Source organism: Streptomyces panacea (assembly GCF_040560175.1).
GTDB lineage: Bacteria > Actinomycetota > Actinomycetes > Streptomycetales > Streptomycetaceae > Streptomyces > Streptomyces panacea.
On the sequence record NZ_JARJHW010000012.1, the window covers coordinates 23,257 to 47,957 of the forward strand.

Genomic DNA, 24,701 nt, shown 5'->3' on the forward strand with positions numbered 1-24,701 from the left:
GGGGCTCACGCCTGCGCGATCGAGGTCGGTTCGGCGGCGGGCGGCCCGGCCGGCGCGGGCGTTGCGGGAGACGGTGTGCGGTAGGCGCGGAGCGGGGCGTTCAGCGCCGCCACGACGGCGATCGCCAACGTGGCGGACAGACCGCCGACGACCAGGGAGAAGGGAGCGGAGGTCGCCGACGCGAGCAGACCGCCGCGGAAGTTGCCCAGCTCCGGGCCCGCGACGCCGATGACGTGTTCCACGGAGGAGACCCGCCCCCGGTACGCGTCCGGGGTCTCCAACTGGATCAGCGCGCTACGGGTGATCACGGACACCGTGTCGGCGGCCCCGGCCACGGCCAGACAGCCGAGCGCCAGCCACAGCGGCCCGGCCAGGCCGAAGCCGGCCAGTGCCAGGCCCCAGAGGCCGGCCGCGGCCATTTGGACGAGGCCGGCGCCGCGCCGCCGCGTCACCGTGCCGGAGAGCAGGCCTGCCGTGATCCCGCCGACCGCGACGGCCGACAGGAACAGACCGAGGGTCCGCGGGTCGCCGCCGAAGCGGGCCTCGTTGACCAGCGGGAACAGCGCGACCGGCATCGCGAGCAGCGTCGCGGACAGGTCGGTGGCCAGCACGCCCCACAGCGTCGGACGGCGCAGGACGACCCGCCAGCCGCCGCGCCGCGCCCGGCGCTTGCCGCCGGCCGCGCCGGCGCCCTCGGGACGCATGGGCGGGAGGCGGATCACCGCGAGCATCGAGATCGCGACGGCCACCGCCTGTGCGGCGTACGCGGCGGGGAAGTCCCACCGGGCGATGACCAGCCCGGCCAGCGCGGGCCCGGCCAGCATCGCCGCCTGGAAGGAGATGTTGGTCAGCGCGAGCCCGGCCGCGACCTGGTCGGCGGGCAGCAGCCGGACCGGGAAGGTACGCCGGGCAGGCGCGCCGAGCGCGCCACAGGCGGCCCCCGCGGCGACGAGTGCGAGCAGCGGCACGACGTCCCGGTTGCCCGCCAGAGCCTGGGCGCACAGCCCGGCGGCGGCCAGCAGTTGGCCGCCGGTGGCGGCCCGTACGACCGTACGGCGGTCGACAGCGTCCGCCAACGTGCCGCCGAGCAGCCCGAAGACCAGTGTCGCCAGGCCGGTGACGAGCCCGATGGCGCCGGTGCCCACCGGGCTGCCGGTCAGCTCCCAGACCTGAGCCAGCACGGCCACCGTGGCTATCTGACCGCCGAGTTGGGATGCCAGCGAGCCGATCCACAGGTCCCGGAACGGCCGACTGCCGCGCAGCGGGCGGGTGTCGACGAACCGGGCGGGTGCCTTCACCGCGGCTCGACGAGATGGTCCAGGATCCGCTGTCGCATCGACCGGCGGTCGAGGGCCCGCCGCAGCTCCTCGACCACGGTGGTCAGCGCGTACGGGATCTCGGCGTCCAGCTCGGCGACGCTCGCGTGGGTGGCGCGCCACTCGGCTTCCAGGAACGGTACGAGCGACCGGCCGCGCTCCGTCAGATCGATCCGCCGGGTACGGGCGTCGGGCCCCGGCTCGGAGGTGACCAGATCTTCCTTGCGCATGGCGGTGAGGGTCTGGCTGATGGCGGAGTGCGAGCGGTTCAGGGACTCCGCGAGCTCGCGGATGGTCAGCGGTCCGCTGTGGGCGAGCCGGATCAGCGGATAGGCGAAGCGCGGACGCACGCCTTCGATGCCGCGCGCGACGTAGACCTGCTCGATCTCGGCGTCCATGGCGGCGAGCAACGTGTGCAGCGGCTGCCAGGGGTCGGGCACCGAGGTGGGATCGGAAGATGTCACAGCGCTAATATAACAGCGCGGTGACAAGAGGAGCGGCGCGCTCGTGTCTCCCGCCACGAACCGAGGTCGGGCGGCGAAGCCCGCTCGCCGGCGGGAACGCGCCGCTGGTGACACGCCCGCCCGACCTCTCGCCCGCTCAACTCGCACTGGTCCGGCGGGCGGACGGCACCTGCCCGCTTGTGCGCGCGTACGTGGAGGCCCCACGCTCGACGAACGGGCCCACACGGGCGGGGGATCGGTGGACAGGGGTGAGGGCTGTGGGCAGGGGAGCACCTGAGGTACGAGCCGGCCGGCCGGGGTTCGACGCCGTGCTGTGCGACATCGACGGCGTCATCCGCTTCTACGACACGTCCGAGGTGACGCGTCTTGAGCGCGCGGCGGGACTGCCGGAGGGCACCACGGCGTCCGTCGGATACGCCCCGGAGAACGATCTGCCGTTGCTGCTCGGCGGGATCACCCGCGGACAGTGGGCGGACTCGATCGCCCGGGGCCTGCTGCCGCGGGTGTCGCCGTACGAGGCCGAGACCCTGGCGCACGCGTTCAGTACGGCCGACTTCCGGGTGGACGAGGCGGTCGTGGGCCTGCTCCGGCGGGTCCGGGAGCGCTGCCCGCTGGTGCTCGTCAGCAACGCGACGCTCTGGCTCGACGAGGACCTGGCCCGCCTCGGGCTGACCGGCCTCGCGCACAGTGTCGTCAACAGCTCCCGTGTGGGCGTGGCCAAGCCGGACCGCCGTATCTTCGAGATCGCCGTCGAGCACGCCGGCGTGAGCGCGGACCGCTGCCTCTTCGTGGACGACCGCCGGGAGAACGTGGCCGCCGCCGTCGCGCTCGGAATGACCGGGGTGCTCCACCGCGACGCCGCCGGCCTGCGGACGGCGCTGGAGGATGTCCTCGACCGCCGGACGGGCTGAGCGGCCCGCCCGGCGGTCAGTACGCGAGGCCCGTCACACCGCGCGGCGGCGGATCTTCACGGCGTTGTCCGTACGCGTGCCCGGCTGCCCGTCGGGCCGGATCTGGATCCGCTCGTGCTCCTCGCTGAGCAGCACCTCCCACTCCCCGTCGGCCAGTTGGAGCGATTCGACGACCTCGTCCGGTGTCGGGAGGCGCACCTCGGGGTGGGGGACGGGCTCCCAGGACGGGAGTCCGGAATGTCCGACGATCAGGAGCACGCCGCCGGGTGCGACGGCCGACGCGGCGGCCCGCAGGATCTCCTCGCGCGGCATGTCGCCCGGTGTGTGCAGGAAGTGCGTCGAGACCAGATCGAACGTCCCGGCGGGGAAGGACACCCCCAGGTCGTGCCGCTGCCAGTCGATACGGTCGGCGACGCCCTCGGCCGCATCGGCGGCGTGCCGCCGCGCCCTGGCGAGGGCGACCCCGGAGATGTCGCTTGCGGTGACCCGCCAGCCCCGGGCGGCCAGCCAGATCGCGTCGGCTCCCTCGCCGCAGCCCAGGTCCAGGGCCCGGCCGGGTGTCAGATCGGCGACCTCCCGGACGAGGACCGTGTTCGGGTTCCCGCTCCAGATACGGTCGCTCTCGCCGTAACGCGAGTCCCAGAACTCCTCGTTCGTGCCCCCGTCGGTGCCGTCGGTGCCGTCGCCGCCGTTGTCCGTCGAGGTGTGGCTGTGGGTCATTACCGCTTCTCCTTCGCCGAGCCGGTCCCGTGCGCTGTCACCGCTGTCGCCTCTGTCACCTGTGTCGATCACGCCGGACCGCCCGCGGCGCCGCGCCGCGCCTCGACCGCCCACCGCGTCTCCTCGGCGGTCAGGTCCCCGTTGATCGCGGCCGCCGCCCGCAGCCCCGCCACCGCGGAGCCGATGACGACCTCCGCCGGATCGGCGACGTTGCCAGCCGCCCACACACCGGGTACGGAGGTGGCGCCGACAGGGTCGACGGGGACGTAGCTGCCGACCACGTGACCGGCCATCTCCCGGTCGACCGCGGCCGCCCCCAGATCCGCGAGGACCCCTCCGCGCGCGGTGAACAGCGGCGCGACCACCACCGCACGGACCGCGATCACCCGGCCGTCGGCCAGTGTGACGCCGGTCAGCCGGTCGTCCGTCACCTCCAGGGCGGCGACCTCCCCGTCCACGACGGCGATGTCACGCGCGGCGAGTTGCTCGTACTGCTCGTCGTCGAAATCGGGCGCGGTGTGCCGGAACAGCGTCACGTCATCGCTCCACTGCCGCCACATCTGGGCCTGGTGCACGGCGAGCGGCCCGGTCGCCAGGATGCCGATGGGCGCGTCGCGCACCTCCCATCCGTGGCAGTACGGGCAGTGCAGCACCTCGCGCCCGAAGCGCTCGGCGACACCCGGGACCGGCGGCAGTTCGTCGACCAGCCCGGTGGTCACCAGCAGCCTGCTCGCCGTCACCTCGGCCACGTCCGCGCCCTCTTCGAGTACGACGCGGAATCCGTCTGCCGCCGATCCCTTGGCCGTCGCGACCCGCCCGGCCAGGAACTCGCCTCCGTAGCGCGCCACTTCCTCGCGTCCCACGGTGAGCAGCTCGCCAGGGGCGACGCCCTCCCGGCCCAGGTAGTTGTGGACAGCGGACGCCGGGGCGTTGCGCGGCTCGCCGGCGTCGATCACCAGCACCGAGCGGCGCGCCCGCGCCAGGGTCAGCGCCCCGCTCAGCCCGGCGGGTCCGCCACCGATCACCACGACATCGAAATCTACTTTTCGTGCCTTCATGCGAAGCACCTCCATCTGCTGGAGATGCTCCGTCCACCCGTCGCGGTTTGACAAAATTACTTGCCGAGGTGGCAAATGGAACCATGGCTGACGACGACTTCTCGACCGTCCTCAACGGCGTGGGCCCGCGCCTGCGCGCCCTGCGTCGCGATCGGGGTACGACACTGGCCCTGCTGAGCGAGTCGACCGGGATCTCGGTCAGCACGCTGTCCCGCCTGGAGTCCGGCGGACGCAAACCGACCCTCGAACTGCTCCTGCCGCTCGCCAAGGCGTACGGCGTGCAACTCGACGAGCTGGTGGACGCGCCCCCGACCGGTGACCCCCGGGTCCATCTGCGGTCCTTCACGCGGTACGGCATGACCTTCGTGCCGCTCACCCGCCATCTCGGCGGGCTCCAGGCGTACAAACAGATCATCCCGGCAGGCCCCCAGCAGACCGGGGACTTGGAACAGCGCACGCACGAGGGCTACGAATGGCTCTACATCCTGGCCGGCCGGCTCCGGCTGCGCCTCGGCGAGCACGATCTGGTGCTGGGCGCCGGGGAGGCCGCCGAGTTCGACACCCGCACCCCGCACGGGTGGGCGAGCGCGGGCACGGAGGCGGTGGAATTCCTCACCATCTTCGGCCGGCAGGGGGAGAAGATGCACGTACGCGCCCGGCCCACCGAGAAGTGAGCGGCGCCCGGCGGTGGATCGGGCCGGCCGTCAGTCCCGCGCGGGCGCGATCGACGCCAGCAGCGACGACACCACGCGCTCCGTCGACGCGGCCATGTCCACCGACTCCGGCGACAGCAGCCACTGGACCTGAAGCCCGTCCATCACCGCGATGATGGCGTTCGCGACGTTCTCGACGTCCAGGTCCTCGCGCGCCTCACCCAGTTCGGCCGCCTCACGCAGCGCGTCCACCACGAAGGCCCGCAGCCCGGTGTACCGGTTGCGGAAGTACTCCTGCGCCGGGTGACTGTCGGTGACGCTCTCCGCGGAGAGCACCGCGTACAGCCGTACGATGCCCTCCCGCTCGGAGTTGCGGCGCGAGGTGTCGATCAGATGCCGCAGGAAGGCGAGACCGCGGGGGCGGTCGGGGCCGAGCTGCTCTATGTCGGTCTGGTCCCGCAGTTCGAGGACGCTGGTGAGCAGCAGCTCCTTGGACCGGAAGTAGTGCAGTACGCCCGCCTGGGTGAGCCCCGCGCGATCCGCGATCTCCGCCAGTGACGCGTTGTTGTAGCCGCGCGCCGCGAACGTCTCCATGGCGATACGCAGGATCTCCTCGCGCCGCTGCCGTGCCCCCGGGCTGCGCGGCGTACGCGGCTGGACAGGCCCGGCCGCCGCGCCGCCCCGTTCCCCCGCTCGTCTGTTGCTCACCGGGCGCAGTCTACGGCGCTCCGGATCACGGTCAGGGCCTCGGGCGCCCGGTGGAACTCCGCCTGGAACAAGTTCGGCACGATGACTTACTAAGTACTTAGTAAGCGTGCTTTCATGTCGCCGATGCGCCACCCGGCCACGGCGCGGGACGCCCCGGGGCCGCGGGTGATTCGTTCGACACACGAACCGGCAGGAGCCCCCACGTATGCGAAGAACCCTGCACAGAAACGTCGTTCGCAAAACCGTCGTCGCACTGAGCGCGCTCACGCTGGGCGCCGGCCTCGGACTCACCTCGTCCGGCACCGCACAGGCCGCCGACCCCACCGCCCAGGTGTGGATCTCCACGGCCGACGGGAGCCGCAAGCTGGCCTCGGACGGCCAGATCACCTTCAACTCCACGCCACAGGCCGTCGACATCAACGTCAACCCGGCGCAGCGCGAGCAGCAGTTCACCGGGGCGGGCGCCTCGGTGACCGGCGCGGCCGGGCATCTGATCAACCAGCTTCCGCAGGCACAGAAGAACGCGCTGATGACCTCGCTGTTCTCCGCCCAGGGCGACGGCATCGGCCTGGGCTATCTGCGCCAGCCGCTGGGTGGCACCGACTTCAACCAGGGCGCCGCCTACACCTACGAGGACAACCAGGGGTCTTTCAACCTCGGCCGTGACCACGAGGCGATCATCCCCGTCCTCAAGCAGGCCGTGTCGATCAATCCCGCCATCCGCTTCATGGGCAGCCCGTGGACACCGCCCGCGTGGATGAAGACGAACAACAGCCTCAACGGCGGCAGTCTGCGCACCGACCGCTACCAGAATTACGCCGACTACCTGGTGAAGGCCATCCAGGGATACCAGCAGCAGGGCCTCAAACTCACCGACCTCACGGTGCAGAACGAGCCCGAGTTCGCGACGAGTTATCCGTCGATGAGCATGACCGCCTCGGAGCAGGCGGCGTTCTTCAAGGTGCTCGACCGCACCCTGACGGCGGCGAACCTGCCGACCAACCTCCTCGCGTACGACCACAATTGGGACCACCCGAACTACCCGCTCCAGGTCTTCTCCGAGACGCCGGGCATGAACCGCGTGATTGGCGCGGCGTTCCACTGCTACGGCGGCCAGCCCACCAGCCAGTCGCAGATCAGGCAGGCAGGCAAGCGGGTGTTCTTCACCGAGTGCTCGGGCACCGACAGCGACAACCCGGCCAGCACCTTCGCCGACACGCTGAAGTGGCACGCCGAGAACCTGGTCGTGGCCAACATGCGCAACGGCGGCGAGACCACGATCATGTGGAACCTCGCGCTGAACCAGGCCGGCGGCCCCCACCAGGGCCACTGCACCACCCGCTGCAACGGCGTGGTCGAGATCAACGGCAACACGGTCACGCGCAACGCCGAGTACTACGTCCTGGGCCATCTGACCAAGTTCGTCAAGCCCGGCGCCACACGCATCGGCTCCACCAGCCAGGGCGCGGGCGGCGTACAGAACGTCGTCTGGCAGAACCCGGACGGCAGCAAGGCGGCGTACGTCGTGAACGGCGCGGGCGCGGCCCGGACGTTCTCCGTCACGGACGCCGGGCGCTCGGCCACGTACACGCTGCCGGCCGGTGCCGTCGCCACCCTCGTGTGGACGGGCACCGACACCGGCAATCCCGGCAACGGCGCCATCGACCCGGCGAAGTGGTACCAGGTCGTCAACAGCGGCAGCAACGCGTGCCTCGACGCGACCGGTTGGGGTACGGCGGACGGCACCGGACTCCAGCAGTGGTCCTGCTCCGCGCCCGCGGCCAACAACCAGACCTGGCAGTTCAGACCCACCAGTGACGGCTACCACCAGGTCGTCAACCGGCACGCCGGCAAGGTGTGGGACATCGACGGGGGCGCCGGTGCCACCGCCGACGGCGCCCGCGCGCATCTGTGGAGCTACACCGGTGCCACCAACCAGCAGTGGCAGGCGCAGCGGATCGGGACCACCGACCGCTACCGGTTCGCCGCCAGACACAGCAACAAGTGCCTGACGGTGAGCGGCGGTACGGCGAACGGCGCCACGCTCACCCAGCAGCCCTGCACGGAAGCGGCCAACCAGACCTTCCGGCTGACGGCGCAGCCCTGACCGTAGGTCCTCCGACGGCCGACGAGAGCCGGCGAGAGCCGGTGAGCGCCCGCCACGGGGCTCACCGGCTCTCTCGCCGCAGCGTGAACCCACCGGGGATCAGAGGTCGAGCACCGCCCGCAGCGCCTGGCTGACGCGTTCCATCACCGCCGTGTCGACAGGGCCGAGCATCTTCCCGCCGTCGAAGCGCGTGACCCTCAACTGCTGGAGGTTGACCGCCACGGCGGTGGAAGGCAGCGGGTGGTCGATCACCACGGACATCGCGGTGTCCGGGTAGCGCCCGGCGTCGTGCAGCACGACGGTGAGCACCGCGCCGTACGCCTCCTCCAGACCGTCCAGCGAGACGATCAGGACGTTGCGCCCGTCACCGAGCGTCCAGATCTCACCACGTTTCACAGGGTGTCGCCCTCGCCGCTCAGGTCGTCGCCCAAGCCGAGCGACGCGAGCCGGCGGGCGGAGTCGAGCACGGCCTGCCGCTGGGCGGCGCGCACGATGTAGGCGTTGAGGGACAGACCGGCGGCTGCCGCCCCCGCCTTGATCGATGCGTTGATCTCGTCCGGGATACGGAGCGTCATGGCGGTCATGCGACCGACCATAGCAACCGGAGACCGGTTGCACCATGTGGTGTCATCATTCGGTGCGGGGGATGGTGCCTACGGGGCCGGCGGCAGCGCCGCGCACAACGCCCGCAGCGCGCCGTCGAACGCGTGATCGGGTGGGGCGCCGAAGCCGATCACCAGACCGTCGCGCGCCTCCACGGCGCTCTCCGGGTGCCGGAAGGCGCCGAGCCCCGCCAGCGCGAGGCCCAGCCGGCCGGCCGCCCGCACCGTGTCCTGCTCGGTGCCCGGCGGGAGATCCAGCACCGCGTGCAGTCCGGCCGCGATGCCGCTGACCCCGATGTGCGGTGCCCGCTCGGCGAGGACCGCGACGAGCCGGTCGCGCCGCCGCCGGTACGTGCGCCGCATGAGACGTACGTGTCTGTCGTACGCGCCGCGGGCGATGAAGTCGGCGAGGGTGAGCTGGTCGGAGACTCCGGTCCACATCTCGCGGCTGCCCTTGACGGCGAGGACGTCGTCCACGAGACCCTCCGGCAGCGCCATCCACCCCAGCCGCAGCGCGGGGGAGAGGCTCTTGCTCGTGGACCCCAGATAGACCACCCGGTCGGGATCGAGCCCCTGCACGGCGCCGACCGGCTCCCGGTCGTAACGGAACTCGCCGTCGTAGTCGTCCTCCAGCACCACCGACCCCGTGGCGCGCGCCCAGTCCACGGCCGCCGTCCGCCGCTCCGGACGCAGCGGGCCCCCCGTCGGGAACTGGTGGGCGGGCGTGAGCAGTACGGCCCGCGCGTCGACCGCGCCCAGTTCGGCGGTCCGCGCGCCGTCGGCGTCCACGGCCAGCGGCACGGTGCGCAGCCCGGCACCGGTGAGCAGCGAACGGTGGAAGGCGAGCCCGTACGACTCGACGGCCACCGTCCCGTCGAGCACCTCCCCGAAGACGCGCAGGGCGTGGGCGAAACCGGCGCAGACGACGATCCGGTGGGGCGCGGTGCGCACCCCGCGGGCGCGGGCGAGATATTCGGTGAGCGCCGTGCGCAGTTCGATACGCCCCCGGGGGTCGCCGACGCCGAACGCGTCACTGGGAGCGGCGTTGAGCGCGCGGCGCGCCGAGGTCAGCCACGCGGACCGGGGGAACGCGGAGGCGTCCGGCGACGTCGGCATGAAGTCGTACGCCACCGCGGGCGCGGCCGGCGCGGAAGGGCGGGCGCGGCCCGTGGCGACCGGCAGCGGCGTGGCGCGCGACGCGACATGGGTGCCCGACCCCTGGCGTGCGGTGAGCCAGCCCTCGGCGACGAGCTCGGCGTACGCCTCGCCGACGGTGTTACGGGCGATGCCCAGGTCCACGGCGAGCGTGCGGTACGGCGGCAGCCGTGTGCCCGGCGCCAGCCGGCCCGAGGTGATGGCGTCCCGCAGGGCGAGCATCAACTGCTCCCTACGCGGCCCCCGTCCGCTCAGCTCCAGATGGAGATCCGTCCCCACGCCCGCGCCCGCCCCCACTGATTCGACCCGTCGATCCGACATGGAAACGCACCCTACGCAGGGCCCGGTCGACGACGGTCCGCGGCCGGCCCGGCTTGCCGGTCCGGCAAGTTCTCTTGGTCCGCGCGCGGCGACCGCCGAATGATGGTGAGCGGAAACGATCACCCCGAGGAGGACCCATGCCGGACCCCACCACGCCGTCCACGGCAACCACCACCATCACTCCGCCGGGCGCCGAGCACCGCCTGGTGGAGGTTCCCGGCGGCCGTATCCACCTGGTGGAACAGGGCACCGGCCCCCTCGTCCTCATGGTCCACGGCTTCCCCGAGTCCTGGTACTCCTGGCGCCACCAGCTCCCCGCGCTCGCCGCCGCCGGCTATCGCGCGGTGGCCATCGACGTACGCGGCTACGGACGCTCCTCCAAGCCCCCGGCCGTCGAGGACTACCGGATGCTCGCCCACGTCGCCGACAACGTCGGAGTCGTACACGCCCTCGGAGAGGAGACGGCGACGATCGTCGGCCACGACTGGGGGTCGAACATCGCCGCCGACTCGGCCCTGCTTCGCCCCGACATGTTCACCGCGGCGGCGCTCCTCAGCGTTCCGTACGCGCCGCGCGGCGGCCCCCGCCCGACCGAGGCGTTCGCGCGGATCGGCGGCGACGAGGAGTTCTACGTCAGCTACTTCCAGACCCCCGGCCGCGCCGAGGCCGAGATCGAGCCCGACATCCGCGGCTGGCTGGCCGGGTTCTACACCGGGATCTCGGGTGACACGCTGCCGCCCGACGGTGAGGGGAACCTCTTCTTCGTGCCGCCCGGCGGCAGGCTCCGCGACCGGTTCCCCACCGGCCCGCTGCCCGCCTGGCTCTCGGAGGCCGACCTCGACCACTACGCGGGCGAGTTCGAGCGGACCGGACCGACCGGGGCGCTCAACCGCTACCGCAACGTCGACCGGGACTGGGCGGACCTGGCCGCCTGGTACGGCGCCCCGCTCACACAGCCCTCCCTCTTCATCGGCGGCGGCCTCGACGCCTCCCTCGCGTGGATGGCGGACGCCGTGCGGAACTTCCCCACCACCCTTCCCGGCCTGGTCTCCTCGCACATCATCGAAGGCTGCGGGCACTGGGTGCAGCAGGAGCGCGCCCACGAGGTCAACGGCCTGCTGACCGAGTGGCTGAACGCCCTGCCGGCACGCTGACCGACGGGTCCGGATCACCCGAACGGCGGCACACCCCCGCCGCGCCGGGACCGCGCGGGGGCCGTGCGGGCGCGCCCGTCCGGCGTACCGGAAAGGGGCGGCGCCGACGGGCGGGCACGAGGCGGGACGGGCCGTTACCCACGGTCCGGGGGTGGTCACCGCTTGGCCGCCCGCGAACGGGGACAGGCCGGGCAAAGCGGCGAGAATGATCGAACCGAGCACGCTGATCAGTTCGATCAGGTCAAGGAGTGAAGTCAGTGGAGAACGCCGACGTCCGGCCGACCGGGCCCGCTCTGCCGACGGGCCGTGGCGACCTCAGTTACGGAGTCGTACGTGCCCTGCGTGGCCGCCCCGGTTCCGGGACCCCTCTCCCACCGAGCGGGACGGCCGACGACGCCGCCCCGTACGGCGAGGACCTGCACCTCGCGCTCTACCTCTGCTACGAACTGCACTACCGCGGATTCTGCGGCGTCGACCCCGCCTGGGAGTGGGACCCCGCGCTGCTCGCCTTCCGCGCCGACCTCGAACGCCGCTTCCTCGACGTGCTGCGCGCGGACACCAAACGCCGCACCGACGTCGACGAGGCGCTCGCCGACCTCCTGGTCGAATCGCCGGACGGCGCGAGCACGTCCCACTACCTCAGGGACGAGGGCGAGCTGTGGCACCTGCGTGAGTACGCCGCCCAGCGCTCCGTCTACCACCTGAAGGAGGCCGACCCGCACGCCTGGGTGATCCCCCGGCTGCGGGGCCGCGCCAAAGCGGCGATGGTCGCGGTCGAGTTCGGCGAGTTCGGGGCGGGACGGGCGGACCGGATGCACTCACGGCTCTACGCCGCCCTCATGACGGATCTCGGCCTGGACACGACCTACGGCCGGTACGTCGACATGGCGACGGGGGAGATGCTGGCGAGCGTCAACCTGATGTCGATGTTCGGCCTGCACCGTGCGCTCCGCGGCGCGCTGGTCGGGCACTTCGCCGCCGTCGAGGTGGTCTCGTCGCCCGCGTCCCGCCGGCTGGCGGAGGCGATGCGGCGCGTGGACGCGGGGGAGGCGGCCGAACACTTCTACGCCGAGCACGTGGCGGGCGACGGGACCCACGAACAGCTCGTCCGCCGCGAGGTCGTCGGCGGGCTGCTGGAGGAGGAGCCGTGGCTGGAGACGGACGTGGCCTTCGGCGTCGACGCGACGGGCGTGCTGGACGCGCGCCTCGCCGAGAAGCTGCTCCCGGCCTGGCGCGACGGCCTCTCCGGTCTGCGTACGCCCCTGTGAATCCGGTCCTGTGAATCCGGTCGTGTGGACCGGGCCCCGTGGGAAAGCCGTCCCCCGGTGATCACCGGGGGACGGGGCCGGGCCGTTCACGCGTCGAGCGACCGCGCCGTCACCGGTGTGCTGAGCGCCTGCTGGCCTCCGCTGGCCAGCATCCGTACCTCGCCCCGGTCGCTGATCTCCGCACGCACGATGCCCGTCTCGTCCTCGTACACCGGGAAGCCGCCCGCCCCGGCCCTGGCCGTACGCCGGACCGTCACCGCGTCCCGTTCGACGCCCTCGCGTGGGGCCGGGCCGACCGGGTCCGCCGGGGGCGTCGGTTCCTCGAAGACCAGCTCGTAGCGTTCCGGATAAGGCATGGGGGCCTCCTCCCGCGATAGGCACCACCCCCCATGGTCACCCAGTCACGGGAGGCGGGCGACTCCGGCGTAGAGGGCGTTGTCCTCGGGCTCCGGCGCGGCCGTGTCCTTGTACCACTCGGGGCCGGTGACGAGTCCGGGCTCGACGAGGTCGAGACCGTCGAAGAACCGCGCCACCTCGTCGCGGGTGCGGAAGCTCAGCTCGATTCCGCCCTTGCCGTAGGTCCCGGTGATCTGGGCCTCCAGCTCCGGGTGGAAGTCGAAGGTGCCGTGGGAGAGCATCAGATAACTGCCGGGCGCGAGCGCGTCGAGGAGGGCGCGGGTGATCTCGTACGGGCCGTCGCCGTCCGGGATGAAGTGCATCAGCGCGATCAGCGACACGGCCACGGGCCGGTCGAAGTCCAGGTGCCCGCGCGCGTGGTCGAGGATCGCCTCGGGCTCGCGCACGTCCGCCTGGATGTAGTCGGTCGCGCCCTCCGCCGTGCTGAACAGCAGCGCTTCGGCGTGCCGGAGCACGATGGGGTCGTTGTCCGTGTAGACGACCCGGGCCTTCGGATTGATCTCCTGGACTATCTGGTGGAGGTTCGGCGCGGTCGGGATGCCGGTGCCTATGTCGAGGTACTGGTCGACACCCCGGCCGGCCAGCCACGCGGAGGCGCGGTGCATGAAGGCGCGGTTCTGCCTGGCACTGCGCTTCCCCAGGTCGGGCAGCCGCTCCCCGACGGCCCGGTCGACGGCGTAGTTGTCCTTGCCGCCCAGGAGCCAGTCGTACACCCGCGCCGGGTGGGGCCTGCCCGTGTCGACCTGGGACTTCGGCGAACCTGCGTTCATGGGGTGCTCCGTCGGCTGTCTGATCAGGAGTGGGGGGTGGTTCGTACGAGGAGTACCGGACCGGTGACGGCCCGGTGCCGTCTTCCGCCGGTCACAGCGCGTCGCGGAAGTCGGACAGCACCTGTCTCGTACGGCTCGCGGACTCCGCGTGGGCCACCATCCGGTCCATGGCCTCCATGTGCTCGGAGACCTCGGCGTCCTCGTCGAGATAGAGCGCGCCGGTCAGATACTCGATGTAGACCATGTCCCGCACCTCGGGGATGCCGAAGCGGAACAGGACGAACGGGCTGTATGTGCCGGGATGATGGCCGGCGGCGAACTCGGCGATCTGGAGCGTCACGTTGGGCAGTTCGCTCGCTTCGAGCAGCCGGTCGACCTGGGCGCGCATCACCTCCGGCGACCCGACGTGGCGGCGCAGCACGGTCTCGTCCAGTACGGCCCAGAAGACGGGCGCGTCGGTACGGGTCAGCAGCGCCTGGCGCTCCAGCCGCAGCGCGACCTGGCGTTCGACACGGGACGGGTCGGACAGTTGCTGTCCGAGGGCGCCGGCGGTCAGGATGTGCCGCGCGTACTCCTCGGTCTGGAGCAGCCCCGGCACGAAGTGCGGCTCGTAGCAGCGCATGGTCGTCGCGGCCTCTTCGAGGCTGACGTAGCCGCTGAACCAGTCGGGGAGCACATCGTGGAACCGCTGCCACCAGCCGGGCCTGTTGGCCTCGTCGGCCAGCCGGAGGAAGACGTCGACCTCTTCGTCCGGCACGTCGTACGCGGGAAGAAGGATCTGCAGATACGGGACTTTGAGCCCGACCTCCGCCATCTCCATCCGGCGGACGGTGGCCGCCGTGACCCGCAGCAGCTGACCGGACTGTTCCCGGCTGAGTCCCGCCTTCTCGCGCAGCGCCAGCAGCTGTCTGCTGAGCACGATCTGACCGATCGTCGGAGCCGACCGTGGCTCGCTCATTCCGCACCCCCGAGCACCACCGCAGCCATGGCGGACAGTCTGCCACAGCAACTCACCTGTGGGGCGGGTCTGTTGATCTTTCGCGGTCTCTCGGCGGCCGGTGCGGCCGCCGTGCTCCGTGATCTCAAGTCCTCAGCTCGATCCAGGGTCTTGGCCGTGTCGGGCGGCCGGTCGGGCTCGCATGCGCTCGTGCGTGCTGCCCTGGCCGAAAAGGTGTGGGCACGGGCGACAGCATGTCGCTCAGAAGCCCGTGCCACCAGAGGGCGGTACTCCGGTCAGGCCCGCCGGAGAGAATCCCACCCGGTCGTGACGGCTTCCGTGCCGCCGCGTTACGAGGGTGTCAATCCCGGATTACCGGCCTCCGTGACGAACGACGCCGCCCTGGTGAGCGCGGAGCCCGGCTTCGTCACGGCGGTGAGGGTGTTGAACGTCACCGTGGCCCGGTCCCGCGCGAGTGTGAACGTCGTGTATCCCCGGCGCCCGTCGTAGTACTTCATGTGCGGATTCGCCGACGTGAGGTTGGACCAGTTGGACGGCTTCTCCGCGCCGTCCATACCGCTGCTGACCGATGTCGTGGCGATCTCCGTCCCCACGACACGGGACTTCGGGTCGTCGAAGTCGGCCTTGAGGTCGAAGCCGTAGCCGACGTGTACGTCTCCGGTCAGCACCATCAGATTGTCGAGACCGGCCGCCTTCGCGCCGTCCAGAACACGTTCGCGGGAGGCCGTGTACCCGTCCCACGCGTCCATCGACAGCTTGAAGCCCGCCCCGGGCCTGTCACGGCGCTGGGCGAACGTCACCTGCTGCGCCAGCAGGTTCCAGGTGGCTTTCGAGCTCTGCCAGCCGTTCAGCAGCCACCGCTCCTGCGTCTCGCCGGTCATGGTGCGCCCGGGGTCCTTCGACTCCGCGCCCGGCACCTGCCAGTTGGCACCCTGTACCTGGTTGGAGCGGTACTGGCGGGTGTCGAGGATGTCGAACTGGGCGAGCTGTCCGAAGTGCAGCCGCCGGTAGAGCCGCATGTCGGGGCCGTAGGGCTGCTGCGGGGCGCGCAGCGGCTGGTTCTCCCAGTACGCGCGGTAGGCGGCGGCCCTGCGGAGCAGGAACTCTTCCGGCGGGACGTCGTTCTCGGGTGTCTCGTCGGCGTAGTTGTTCTCGGTCTCGTGGTCGTCCCACGTGACGACGAAGGGGTGGGCGGCGTGCGCGGCCATCAGGTCCGGGTCGGACTTGTAGAGGCCGTAGCGCAGCCGGTAGTCCTCCAGTGTGACCGTCTCCGAGTTGTAGTGCGCGGGGAGCGTGCGGTCGGTGTACTTCCGCGAGCCGCCCTCCGCCGTCACGGCGTACTCGTAGAGGTAGTCGCCGAGGTGGACGACGACGTCGAGGTCTTCGGCGGCCAGGTGCTTGTAGGCGGTGAAATAGCCGTGGTAGTAGGCCTGGCAGGAGAGCGTGGCGAACTTGAGCCGGGTGATCAGGGCCCCGGCCGCGGGGGCGGTACGGGTGCGGCCGACCGGGCTGATCCACGTACCGACCCGGAAGCGGTAGTGGTAGAAGCGGTCGGCCGACAGCCCCGGGACCTCGACGCGCACGCTGTGGTGGAACTCGGGGTGGGCGGTCGCCGTGCCGCTCCTGACGATCAGGGTGAAGCGCTCGTCGTGGGCGACCTCCCACTCCACCTCGACCCGCTCGGCGGGCAGCCCGCTGTCCGCCGTGTACGGCTCGGGTGCCAGCCGGGTCCAGAGCAGAGCCGTGTCGGGGTGCGGGTCGCCCGAGGCGACGCCCAGCGTGAAGGGGTTCCTGGCGATGTCCCTGGGGTTGAGCCGGCGGGCGCTCGCCGCGCCGGCGGCCGGCATGTTCGCCGCGAAGGCGAGCACGGCCGCGGCGCCGGTGCGGGTGACGAATTGACGGCGGGCGACGCGGCGGGCGGCAGCGCGGAATTCCGGCAGATGATTTCCCATGGTGAGAAGTCATATGCCCTGTTGTGTAGCTCTACTGACCCCGCATCAGAGTGATCTACTCCTCCTCCCGGCGTATCCGGGCGTGCAGGGCACGGGTGTGGTCCACCTCCCGTACGGAACCGGTCAGGGCGACCCGCGCGGTCAGCCGCGTGTCGGTGCTGGACGCGGCGAGCCGCAGCTCCAGCTCACCCGGCTCCACCACACGGCGCCCGTCCCGCCCGGTGAAGGAGGCGAGGTCGGCGGGGACGGTGGCGCCGATCCTCGCCGCCTCGCCCGGCTCCAGCGGCACGCGCAGATAGCCCACCAGCCGCTGGACCGGCTGCACGACCGAGGCCACCGGGTCGTGCAGATACAGCTGCACCACCTCGGTCCCCGGCCGGCCACCGGTGTTGCGCACCGTGAAGGACAGCCGCAGCTCACCGTCGGTCGGCGCGGCGCTGTCGGCGGTCAGCCCGGACCAGACGAACGAGGTGTACGTCAGCCCGTGCCCGAAACCGAACGCGGGCGTCGGATCGACGTTCGACGAGTCGCCCGCCCGCGCCAGCCGCGCCGCCAGATAGGTGGACGGCTGCCCGCCCGGCCGCCGGGGAACGCTCACCGGCAGCCGGCCCGAAGGCTCGACCCGGCCGCTCAGCACCCCGGCGACCGCCCGCGCCCCCTCCTGCCCGGGGAAGTACGTCTGCACGATCGCCGCCGCGCCGTCGACGGCCCCCTCACCCAGCGCGTACGGCCGTCCCGCGAGCAGCGTGAGAACCACCGGCGTCCCCGTGTCCAGCAGGGTGTCGAGCAACTGCTGCTGTACGCCGGGCAGGGCCAGGGACTCCGCGTCGCAGCCCTCGCCGCTCGTCCCCCGGCCGAAGAGGCCCGCCCGGTCACCGAGAGCCGCGACGATCACGTCCGCCCCGCGCGCCGCCCGCAGTGCGGCGGCGAATCCGTCGGTGACCGGCGAGTCGATGCCGCAACCGGTCGCGGTGACGATCTCGCATCCGGGGAACTCCGACATCAACCCCTGGAGCAGCGTGGGCAGTTGCACCCCCGCCGGGGTGCCGGGGTGCTGGGACCCGACATGCACGGGGAAGGAGTAGCAGCCCAGGACCGCCGTGGGCGTGTCCGCCTGGGGGCCGACCACCGCGATCCGGGCGGGCCGCTCCAGCGGCAGGACCCCGTCGTTGCGCAGCAGGATCACCGACCGCTCCGCGAGACGGCGGGAGATGTCCCGGTGCGCGGCGGTGTCCAGGCTCACGGTGGCACGCAGCCGGTGCGGCGCGTCGAGTTCGGCGTCCGCCAGGGCCGGCGGCAGCGGGCTCCAGCCGGGATCGAGCAGGCCGAGCTGCGCCTTCTGCGTCAGCACCCGGCGCAGGGCCCGGTCGACCGGCGCCTGCGTCAGCTCCCCCGCGGCGACAGCCTCCCGCAGCGGCCGCCCGAACGTCTTCACGGTGGGCAGCTCGACATCGACCCCCGCGGTCAGGGCGATGGCCGCCGCCTGGCCCCAGTCGGCGGCCACCCCGTGCAGGGACTTGAGGAACGCGATGCCGAAGTAGTCGGCCACGACCGTGCCTTCGAAGCCCCAGGTGTCCCGGAGCAGACCGGTCAGCGACTGCTCGTCGGCGGCTCCGGGTATGCCGTCGGTGTCGGTGTACGCGTGCATCACCGACCGTGCGCCGCTCTCCCTGACCGCCATCTCGAAGGGGAGGAGGATGACGTCGGCGCGCTCCCTGATCCCCATGCTGACCGGGGCGAGATTGCGGCCGGCGCGGGAGGCCGAGTAGCCCGCGAAGTGCTTCAGCGTGGCGACGAGTCCGGTGGACTCCAGCCCCTGGACGTACGCGGTGGCGAGGGTCCCGACGAGATACGGGTCCTCGCCCATGGTCTCCTCGACCCGGCCCCACCGCGCGTCGCGCACCACGTCCAGGACGGGGGCCAGCCCCTGGTGGACCCCCACGGAGCGCATGTCGCTCCCGATCGCCGCCGCCATCGTCCGGACCAGGCCGGGATCGAAGGCGGCGCCCCAGGCCAGCGGGACCGGATAGGTGGTGGCGCCCCACGCGGCGAAGCCCGCCAGACACTCGTCGTGGGCCATCGCCGGGATGCCGAACCGGTTGCCCGCGACGATCCGCTCCTGAGTACGCATCAGGGACAGTGCGCCCAGGGCGGGATCGACCGGGACGGTGCCGAACGGCCGGGTCAGCTGGCCGAGTCCGTACGGGAGCAGCTCGTCCAGGCCGGGCGGCTCGTCCATGTCGTGCTGGTGCGGGGCGACTTCGGCGCCGTCGGGGGAGGCGCCCGCCCACAGGCCGTACAGCTGGGCCAGCTTCTCCTCCAGGGTCATGGCGGCGATCAGTTCCTCGACGCGGGCGGCGCGGGCCACCGCTCGGGAGCCGTCGCCGGCGGTGGTCGTATCCGAGGGGGCGTCGGTGGTCACGTTGTCGGTCACTTTCCTCCGACGCCCATCAGCCCCTGGACCAGGGCCCGCCGGGCGAACAGGTAGACGAGCAGGACGGGCACGGTGGACAGCACCACGGCGGCCAGCACGGCCGGGATGTCGATGCCGTACTGGGTCTGGAAGTTGTACAGACCGAGGGTGAGCACCTTGGTCTCCTCGGACTGGGTGAGCACGAGCGGGAAGAGGAACCCGTTCCACGCCTGGAGCGCGGCGAACACCACGATGGTGGACAGCCCGCTCTTCGACAGCGGCAGGACGAGCCGGAGGAACACCCGCCGCGCGTCCGCCCCGTCGATGGCCATCGCCTCGAAGAGGTCGTCGGTGATGTCGCGCATGGTGCCGGTCAGGATGAGCACGCAGACCGGCATGCAGAACGCCGCCGTCGGCAGGATGACGCCGATCAGGTTGTCGTAGAGACCGGCCTCGCTGATGACGTAGAACATCGGCACGATCACCGCCTGCGCGGGGATCGCGAGACCCAGCAGGAACAGCCGGAAGACACCGGACGTGCTCCGGCCGCGGTTGCGGACGATCGCGAACGCCAGCGGCGGCACGAGGAGCAGGACGATCGCGACCACACTGGCCGTCACGATCAGGGTGTTGACGAAGTAGCGGCCGAAGCCGTTCGAGAAGCTGTCGAGGTAGTTGGCGAAGGTGACGTGGTCCGGAAGGGCCAGCGGTCCGGCCGCGCTGTAGTCCGCGCGCGACTGCACGCCGGCGCCGAGCATGACGTACAGCGGCAGGCCGACGACGAACAGCCACAGCGTGACGCCCACGCCCGCCAGGTAGTTGGGGCGGCGGCGTGTCACATGCCCTCCTTGGTGCCGGCCATTTTGTCGAAGCCGGAGACCCGCACCACCACCAGCGAGACGGCGGTCGCCACCAGGACGAGCAGCAGCGCGATGGCCGCGCCCGCGCCGAACTCGAAGCCCTTGAAGGCCTTTTGGTACATGTAGTAGGCGCTGATGGTGGTGTCGGTGCCCGGTCCGCCCTGGGTGAGGATCAGCACCGTGTCGAAGGTGGTGAGACCTCCGACCACCATGAGGATCACCGACGTGATGATGGAGTTGCGCAGCTGCGGCAGGGTGATGTGGAAGAACTGCCGCACCCGCCCGGCGCCGTCGATCTCCGCCGCCTGGTAGAGAACCGCGGGGATCGCGCGCGTCGCGCCCTGATGGATCAGGGCGTGCAGCGGGGTGAACTGCCAGGTGCTGACCAGCACCAGGACGGCGACCGCTCCCGTACGGCTGCCCAGCAGATTGCCGTCCCCGAAGAGCCAGGCGGCCTCCGAGGGGACCCCGAAGTTCGGGTCGAGCAGGGCCCGCCACAGCACCGAGACTGCGGTGGCCGACAGCAGCAGCGGGATGAAGAAGACCGCCGACAGCACGGCCCGGTTGCGCTGCGGGCCCGCCGCCCAGACACCGAGCAGGATGCTCAGCGGGGTCTGGACGACCACCCCCAGGACGGTGAGCAGCACGCTCAGCCACAGGCTCTTGATCATCACCGGGTCGTGGAACAGCGTGACCCAGTTGTCGAGACCGGCGAACTCCGGTGAGCCCAGGCCCGACCAGGTGGTGAAGGACAGGACGGCCACCAGGACCAGTGGCACGACGGCGAACAGCGCGAAGAACACGACGGCGGGCAGCGCCCAGCCGAGACCGGGCCGGCCGGTCCTGCGGCGGGCCGAGGGACCGTTCGGCCCGGTGGTCCGGCCGTCCCGGTTCCCGTTCTTCACGGGAGTGGCGAGAGCAACCATGGAAGGCGTCACCCTCGGACGGTCGTGAGGGCTTGCATGGCCTTGATGAAGCCGTCCGCGTCGAGTTGCTTGTTGAAGAACTGCTGGACCGCCACATAGATGGGCGTCATGTTCTTCGGCGGGTACGCCTGGTCCCACGAGAGCTGGAAGGCGGGCGCCTTGTCCACCAGGTCGTACTGGTACTTCAGATACTCCGGGTTGTCGGCGGAGTCCAGGAACTTCGTGGTGTTCGTGGTGGTCGGCAGATTGCCGATGGCGAGGTGCGCCTCGACGAACTCGTCCGAGTACATGAGCTTCAGGAACTCGGCTATCGCGTCGGCGTGCTCGGTCGACTTACGGACCGAGTAGAAGTTGTTCGTGTTGCCGACGAGGTCGGCGGCGTCGCCCTTTCCGCCCTCGACGCTCGGGAAGGCGCCGTAGCCGAGGTCGTTCCCGGCGAAGTCGGGGTCGGCCTCCTGCTGGGTGGAGTACGCCCAGGAGCCCATCAGTTCGAAGCCGGCCTTGCCGCTCGCCAGCAGCGCGGGGGAGCCGCCGTCGGTGAATTTGACCGAGTCGTAGTTGGTGCCGAAGGCGCCCGCGTCGATCAGCTGCCTCAGCATGTCCAGCGCCTTCCTGCTGTCGGCGCTGTCCCAAACCGCCTTGTCACCGGCCAGTGCCTTCTTGAACAGCTCGGGGCCCGCGACGCGGTCGTACAGATACTCGAACCACATCATCGTGGTCCACTTGTCGCCGCCGCCGAGAGCGATGGGCGTGACGCCCTCGCCCTTCAGGGCCTTCACCGCGGCCAGCAGGTCGTCCCAGGTGCGGGGCGCCTCGACGCCCGCGTCGGCGAGGATCTTCTTGTTGTGGAAGAGCAGCACCGGCTGGGTGCCGCGCATCGGTACGCCGTACGACTTCCCGTCGACCTGCGCGGTTTCGAAGACCGACGGCAGGAAGTTCGCCTTCAGCCCCGGATCCTTCTTGATCATGCCGTCCAGCGGCAGCAGCAGATCCGCCTCGACGAAGGGCTGGATGCTCCCGCCGCCCCAGTTGAAGAACACGTCGGGCGCCTGCGGGGTGTTGATGACCGTCTGGAGCTTCTGCTGGTAGTCGGCGCCGGGGACGGTGTCCAGGACCGCCTTGACCTCTGACGTCTTGTTGAACGTCGCGACGAGCCGCTTCTCCACCCGGTTCCCGGCGTCGCCGTAGACGAGTACGTGGAACTCGTCCGAACCGCCGGAGGAGGAGCCGCCGCCACAGGCCGCCAGGCCCAGACTCAGAGCCAGCGCCGCGCCGCCTGCGACGGCTCGACGGAACCGTGCGCGTGTCTTCATCGGTCGACCTCTCGAAAGTATCGGGAATCTGCCCGAAAGTCTCTGTGGAGAGCGACCGTAGGGTCCGCTCGGGAGTCGGTCAACATCGATGTCATCGCTCGGCGAAACCGTTACACAAGGCTGTGCTTTATCCTTCAGTCCATGCGAGATGACAGGAGTGCGGGGCGAGTCACCCTCGCTCAGGTGGCCACCCAGGCGGGCGTTTCCCTTTCGACAGTTTCGAAGGTGCTCAACGGGCGCCCCGATGTTTCCGCCCCGACGCGCGTCAAGGTCGAGGAGTTGCTGGAGGCGCACGGCTACCGGCGCTCCTCGTCGTCCGTCCCCGAGGCGCCGCTCATCGAGATCGTCTTCCACGAGCTGGACAGCGCCTGGTCGATGGAGCTCATCCGGGGCATGCAGAACGTCGCCAAGTCCGCCGGCGTCAGCGTCGTACTCACCGAGACCGGGACCCGGCACTCCCCGGGAGCCGAGTGGGTGGAAGGGGTCCTGCGCCGCCGCCCGCTCGGCGTGGTGCTGGTCTTCTCCACGCTCCCCGACGAACTCAAGAAGAAGCTGTGGTCACGGGCCATCCCGTTCGTGATCATCGACCCGGCCGGTGACCCGGAACCCGACGTGCCCTCCGTGGGCTCGGCCAACTGGGCCGGCGGCCTCGCCGCCACCCGCCATCTGCTCGACCTCGGCCACCGCACCATCGCCGTCGTCACCGGCCCCGAGGACATGCTGTGCTCCCTGGCGCGCCTCGACGGCTTCCGCTCCGCCATGGCGATGGCCGGCGCGGAGGTCGACCCCGGCCTCGTGCGATTCGGCGACTTCCACGTGCGGGCCGGCTACGACCACGCGATGGAACTGCTCAGGCTCCGGGAGCGGCCCACCGCGATCTTCGCCGGGAGCGACCTCCAGGCGCTCGGCGTGCTGGAGGCCGCGCGGGTGCTCGGCGTCCAGGTGCCGGAAGACCTCTCCGTGGTCGGTTACGACGACATCCCGCCGGCCCGGTGGTCGAGCCCGGCGCTCACCACCGTGCACCAGCCGCTGGTGGAGATGGCCGAGGAGGCCGCCCGGATGCTGCTGCGGCTGCGGCGCGCGTACCAGAGCGGCGGGGACCGGTCCGAAGCCCCCCTCGGCCAGGCGGACACCCGGATCGAGTTCGCCACCCGGCTGGTCGTCAGGAACAGCACGGCGGTGGTGAAGCCCGCGAGGGAGTGAACCGGTCCGTGAGAGAAGCCGGTCCCGGGGAAGGTGAAGGGCGACCCAGCACGACCGGGAAGGGATGGACACCGTGGCACGACCGAGGATTCTCGTAGTGGGCGCAGGCTTCGCGGGGGTGGCGTGCGTGCACCGCCTTGAGCGGAGGCTGGGGCCCGGAGAGGCGGAGATCTCCCTGGTCACGCCGTTCTCCTACCAGCTCTATCTGCCGTTGCTGCCGCAGGTGGCCTCGGGAGTGCTGACCCCGCAGTCGGTCGCGGTCTCGCTGCGCCGCAGCAGGAAGCACCGCACCCGGATCATCCCCGGCGGGGCCATCGGAGTGGATCCCAAGGCGAAGATCTGCGTCATCCGGAAGATCACCGGCGAGGTCGTCGACCAGCCGTACGACTACATCGTGCTGGCCCCCGGCAGCATCACCCGCACCTTCGACATCCCCGGACTCGTCGACAACGCGCGCGGCATGAAGACGCTCGCCGAGGCCGCCTACGTACGCGACCACGTCATCGCGCAGCTCGACATCGCGGACGCCAGCCCGGACGAGAAGGAGCGCGCGGCGCGCCTGCAGTTCGTGGTGGTCGGCGGGGGTTACGCGGGCACGGAGACGGCCGCGTGTCTCCAGCGCGTCACCACCGGCGCCCTGCGGCGCTATCCGCGGCTGGACCCGAAGCAGATCAAGTGGCACCTCATCGACATCGCCCCCAAGCTCATGCCGGAACTCGGCGACAAGCTCGGCGCCACCGCCCTGGACATCCTGCGCAAGCGCGGGATCGAGGTGTCGCTCGGGGTGTCGATCGCCAAGGCCGGCCCCGACGAGGTGACGTTCACCGACGGCCGGGTGCTGCCCTGCCGCACGCTCATCTGGACGGCGGGCGTGGTCGCGAGTCCGCTGGTCCGCACGTTCGACGCCGAGACGCTGCGCGGCCGGCTGGTGGTCTCGCCCGAGCTGCGGGTCGGCGGCCTCGACGGCGTCTTCGCGCTCGGCGACGCGGGGGCCGTGCCGGACCTGATGAAGGGCGGCGACGCGATCTGCCCGCCGACCGCCCAGCACGCCAAGCGACAGGGCCGTACGGCGGCCGACAACGTCATCGCCACGGTGCGCCGTCAGCCTCTCCACCGGTACGAGCACAAGGATCTGGGGCTCGTCGTCGACCTCGGCGGCAGGGACGCGGTCTCCAAGCCCATGGGTGTCGAACTGCGCGGGCTGCCGGCCCAGGCCGTCGCCCGCGGCTACCACTGGTCGGCGCTGCGGACCAATGTCGCCAAGGCGCGGGTGCTGACCAACTGGGTGCTCAACGCCGTCGCCGGGGACGATTTCGTACGGACCGGGTTCCAGGCGCAGAAGCCGGCCTCGCTGCACGACTTCGAGTACACGAACGCCTATCTGACGCCCGCGCAGGTGCGTGAACACACGGGAACCCTGACCGCACGCCAGTGACCCACGCTTTTCAGCCC

The 24,701-nt window shown here is 71.3% G+C and carries 23 protein-coding genes; 7 read left to right on the plus strand and 16 right to left on the minus strand.

Annotated elements, in window-relative coordinates:
• Positions 1-5 precede the first annotated feature (5 nt).
• Positions 6-1,298: an MFS transporter gene (locus tag P3L51_RS05270; RefSeq protein WP_354603851.1), complete on the minus strand. Its 1,293-nt coding sequence runs from the start codon at positions 1,296-1,298 to the stop codon at positions 6-8.
• Positions 1,295-1,780, minus strand: coding sequence for a MarR family winged helix-turn-helix transcriptional regulator (locus P3L51_RS05275; protein WP_354603852.1), 486 nt, complete (start codon positions 1,778-1,780; stop codon positions 1,295-1,297). Before P3L51_RS05275 ends, P3L51_RS05270 begins: the two co-directional genes overlap by 4 nt.
• Before the next feature lie 257 nt (positions 1,781-2,037).
• On the opposite strand from P3L51_RS05275, the gene P3L51_RS05280 reads away from it, so the two are divergent.
• Positions 2,038-2,691 carry an HAD family hydrolase gene (locus P3L51_RS05280; RefSeq protein ID WP_354603853.1) on the plus strand — a complete coding sequence of 218 codons (654 nt, stop codon included), beginning with the start codon at positions 2,038-2,040 and terminating at the stop codon, positions 2,689-2,691.
• A 33-nt stretch (positions 2,692-2,724) separates the two neighbouring features.
• Here P3L51_RS05280 and P3L51_RS05285 read toward each other — a convergent pair whose 3' ends face one another.
• Together P3L51_RS05285 and P3L51_RS05290 are read right to left on the minus strand one after the other, a co-directional pair.
• Positions 2,725-3,411, minus strand: coding sequence for a class I SAM-dependent methyltransferase (locus P3L51_RS05285; protein WP_354603854.1), 687 nt, complete (start codon positions 3,409-3,411; stop codon positions 2,725-2,727).
• A gap of 68 nt (positions 3,412-3,479) precedes the next feature.
• Positions 3,480-4,469, minus strand: coding sequence for an NAD(P)/FAD-dependent oxidoreductase (locus P3L51_RS05290; protein ID WP_354603855.1), 990 nt, complete (start codon positions 4,467-4,469; stop codon positions 3,480-3,482).
• An 83-nt stretch (positions 4,470-4,552) separates the two neighbouring features.
• On the opposite strand from P3L51_RS05290, the gene P3L51_RS05295 reads away from it, so the two are divergent.
• Complete coding sequence (locus P3L51_RS05295; protein WP_354603856.1) at positions 4,553-5,143, plus strand: helix-turn-helix domain-containing protein; 591 nt, start codon at positions 4,553-4,555, stop codon at positions 5,141-5,143.
• A 30-nt stretch (positions 5,144-5,173) separates the two neighbouring features.
• Here the strand turns inward: P3L51_RS05295 and P3L51_RS05300 are convergent, their stop codons facing one another.
• A complete protein-coding gene (locus P3L51_RS05300; RefSeq protein ID WP_435594380.1) occupies positions 5,174-5,728 on the minus strand; it encodes a TetR family transcriptional regulator C-terminal domain-containing protein in 555 nt (184 codons plus the stop codon).
• A 307-nt stretch (positions 5,729-6,035) separates the two neighbouring features.
• Here P3L51_RS05300 and P3L51_RS05305 point away from each other — a divergent pair, with 307 nt between their 5' ends.
• Positions 6,036-7,937: an RICIN domain-containing protein gene (locus tag P3L51_RS05305; protein WP_354603857.1), complete on the plus strand. Its 1,902-nt coding sequence runs from the start codon at positions 6,036-6,038 to the stop codon at positions 7,935-7,937.
• Between the two features lie 99 nt (positions 7,938-8,036).
• On the opposite strand, the gene P3L51_RS05310 is transcribed toward P3L51_RS05305, so the two are convergent.
• From P3L51_RS05310 to pdxR, 3 genes are all read right to left on the minus strand, one after another.
• Positions 8,037-8,333: a hypothetical protein gene (locus P3L51_RS05310; protein WP_354603858.1), complete on the minus strand. Its 297-nt coding sequence runs from the start codon at positions 8,331-8,333 to the stop codon at positions 8,037-8,039.
• Positions 8,330-8,521, minus strand: a complete 192-nt coding sequence (locus P3L51_RS05315) for a toxin-antitoxin system HicB family antitoxin (RefSeq protein WP_354603859.1) — start codon at positions 8,519-8,521, stop codon at positions 8,330-8,332. The genes P3L51_RS05310 and P3L51_RS05315 overlap by 4 nt, the downstream gene beginning before the upstream one ends.
• A 69-nt stretch (positions 8,522-8,590) precedes the next feature.
• Positions 8,591-10,015: a MocR-like pyridoxine biosynthesis transcription factor PdxR gene (pdxR, locus tag P3L51_RS05320; protein ID WP_354603860.1), complete on the minus strand. Its 1,425-nt coding sequence runs from the start codon at positions 10,013-10,015 to the stop codon at positions 8,591-8,593.
• A gap of 137 nt (positions 10,016-10,152) precedes the next feature.
• Here pdxR and P3L51_RS05325 point away from each other — a divergent pair, with 137 nt between their 5' ends.
• Complete coding sequence (locus tag P3L51_RS05325) at positions 10,153-11,169, plus strand: alpha/beta fold hydrolase (RefSeq protein ID WP_354603861.1); 1,017 nt, start codon at positions 10,153-10,155, stop codon at positions 11,167-11,169.
• Between the two features lie 257 nt (positions 11,170-11,426).
• Entirely contained in the window at positions 11,427-12,437 is a 1,011-nt protein-coding gene (locus tag P3L51_RS05330; RefSeq protein WP_354603862.1) for an iron-containing redox enzyme family protein, read from the plus strand.
• Between the two features lie 86 nt (positions 12,438-12,523).
• Here P3L51_RS05330 and P3L51_RS05335 read toward each other — a convergent pair whose 3' ends face one another.
• The 8 genes from P3L51_RS05335 to P3L51_RS05370 form a co-directional block, all read right to left on the minus strand.
• Positions 12,524-12,793: a DUF6296 family protein gene (locus P3L51_RS05335; protein ID WP_354603863.1), complete on the minus strand. Its 270-nt coding sequence runs from the start codon at positions 12,791-12,793 to the stop codon at positions 12,524-12,526.
• 45 nt (positions 12,794-12,838) lie between these two features.
• Positions 12,839-13,624, minus strand: a complete 786-nt coding sequence (locus P3L51_RS05340) for an SAM-dependent methyltransferase (protein ID WP_354603864.1) — start codon at positions 13,622-13,624, stop codon at positions 12,839-12,841.
• Positions 13,625-13,715: 91 nt separating this feature from the next.
• Positions 13,716-14,582, minus strand: a complete 867-nt coding sequence (locus P3L51_RS05345) for a Sco1979 family transcriptional regulator (protein WP_354603865.1) — start codon at positions 14,580-14,582, stop codon at positions 13,716-13,718.
• A gap of 329 nt (positions 14,583-14,911) precedes the next feature.
• Entirely contained in the window at positions 14,912-16,534 is a 1,623-nt protein-coding gene (locus P3L51_RS05350) for an alkaline phosphatase D family protein (protein WP_354603866.1), read from the minus strand.
• Positions 16,535-16,589: 55 nt separating this feature from the next.
• Positions 16,590-18,863 carry a beta-xylosidase/alpha-l-arabinosidase gene (locus P3L51_RS05355; protein ID WP_354603896.1) on the minus strand — a complete coding sequence of 758 codons (2,274 nt, stop codon included), beginning with the start codon at positions 18,861-18,863 and terminating at the stop codon, positions 16,590-16,592.
• A 101-nt stretch (positions 18,864-18,964) separates the two neighbouring features.
• Positions 18,965-19,786: a carbohydrate ABC transporter permease gene (locus P3L51_RS05360; RefSeq protein WP_354603867.1), complete on the minus strand. Its 822-nt coding sequence runs from the start codon at positions 19,784-19,786 to the stop codon at positions 18,965-18,967.
• Positions 19,783-20,733, minus strand: coding sequence for a carbohydrate ABC transporter permease (locus P3L51_RS05365; RefSeq protein WP_354603868.1), 951 nt, complete (start codon positions 20,731-20,733; stop codon positions 19,783-19,785). Before P3L51_RS05365 ends, P3L51_RS05360 begins: the two co-directional genes overlap by 4 nt.
• A gap of 8 nt (positions 20,734-20,741) precedes the next feature.
• Positions 20,742-22,046, minus strand: coding sequence for an ABC transporter substrate-binding protein (locus P3L51_RS05370; RefSeq protein ID WP_354603869.1), 1,305 nt, complete (start codon positions 22,044-22,046; stop codon positions 20,742-20,744).
• 129 nt (positions 22,047-22,175) lie between these two features.
• Here P3L51_RS05370 and P3L51_RS05375 point away from each other — a divergent pair, with 129 nt between their 5' ends.
• The gene (locus P3L51_RS05375) at positions 22,176-23,249 is read left to right on the plus strand and encodes a LacI family DNA-binding transcriptional regulator (protein ID WP_435594381.1); all 1,074 of its coding nucleotides are present in this window, start codon (positions 22,176-22,178) and stop codon (positions 23,247-23,249) included.
• Between the two features lie 73 nt (positions 23,250-23,322).
• Positions 23,323-24,684, plus strand: a complete 1,362-nt coding sequence (locus tag P3L51_RS05380) for an NAD(P)/FAD-dependent oxidoreductase (protein ID WP_354603871.1) — start codon at positions 23,323-23,325, stop codon at positions 24,682-24,684.
• The last annotated feature ends 17 nt before the right edge of the window (positions 24,685-24,701 follow it).

Excerpts from the sequence above, each read along its gene's own strand:
- P3L51_RS05285 (WP_354603854.1), bottom strand. The coding sequence starts at position 3,411 with ATGACCCACAGCCACACCTCGACGGACAACGGCGGCGACGGCACCGAC.
- P3L51_RS05290 (WP_354603855.1), bottom strand. The coding sequence starts at position 4,469 with ATGAAGGCACGAAAAGTAGATTTCGATGTCGTGGTGATCGGTGGCGGA.
- P3L51_RS05295 (WP_354603856.1), top strand. The coding sequence starts at position 4,553 with ATGGCTGACGACGACTTCTCGACCGTCCTCAACGGCGTGGGCCCGCGC.
- P3L51_RS05305 (WP_354603857.1), top strand. The coding sequence starts at position 6,036 with ATGCGAAGAACCCTGCACAGAAACGTCGTTCGCAAAACCGTCGTCGCA.
- P3L51_RS05315 (WP_354603859.1), bottom strand. The coding sequence starts at position 8,521 with ATGACCGCCATGACGCTCCGTATCCCGGACGAGATCAACGCATCGATC.
- pdxR (WP_354603860.1), bottom strand. The coding sequence starts at position 10,015 with ATGTCGGATCGACGGGTCGAATCAGTGGGGGCGGGCGCGGGCGTGGGG.
- P3L51_RS05325 (WP_354603861.1), top strand. The coding sequence starts at position 10,153 with ATGCCGGACCCCACCACGCCGTCCACGGCAACCACCACCATCACTCCG.
- P3L51_RS05335 (WP_354603863.1), bottom strand. The coding sequence starts at position 12,793 with ATGCCTTATCCGGAACGCTACGAGCTGGTCTTCGAGGAACCGACGCCC.
- P3L51_RS05340 (WP_354603864.1), bottom strand. The coding sequence starts at position 13,624 with ATGAACGCAGGTTCGCCGAAGTCCCAGGTCGACACGGGCAGGCCCCAC.
- P3L51_RS05345 (WP_354603865.1), bottom strand. The coding sequence starts at position 14,582 with ATGAGCGAGCCACGGTCGGCTCCGACGATCGGTCAGATCGTGCTCAGC.
- P3L51_RS05350 (WP_354603866.1), bottom strand. The coding sequence starts at position 16,534 with ATGGGAAATCATCTGCCGGAATTCCGCGCTGCCGCCCGCCGCGTCGCC.
- P3L51_RS05355 (WP_354603896.1), bottom strand. The coding sequence starts at position 18,863 with ATGACCCTGGAGGAGAAGCTGGCCCAGCTGTACGGCCTGTGGGCGGGC.
- P3L51_RS05365 (WP_354603868.1), bottom strand. The coding sequence starts at position 20,733 with ATGGTTGCTCTCGCCACTCCCGTGAAGAACGGGAACCGGGACGGCCGG.
- P3L51_RS05370 (WP_354603869.1), bottom strand. The coding sequence starts at position 22,046 with ATGAAGACACGCGCACGGTTCCGTCGAGCCGTCGCAGGCGGCGCGGCG.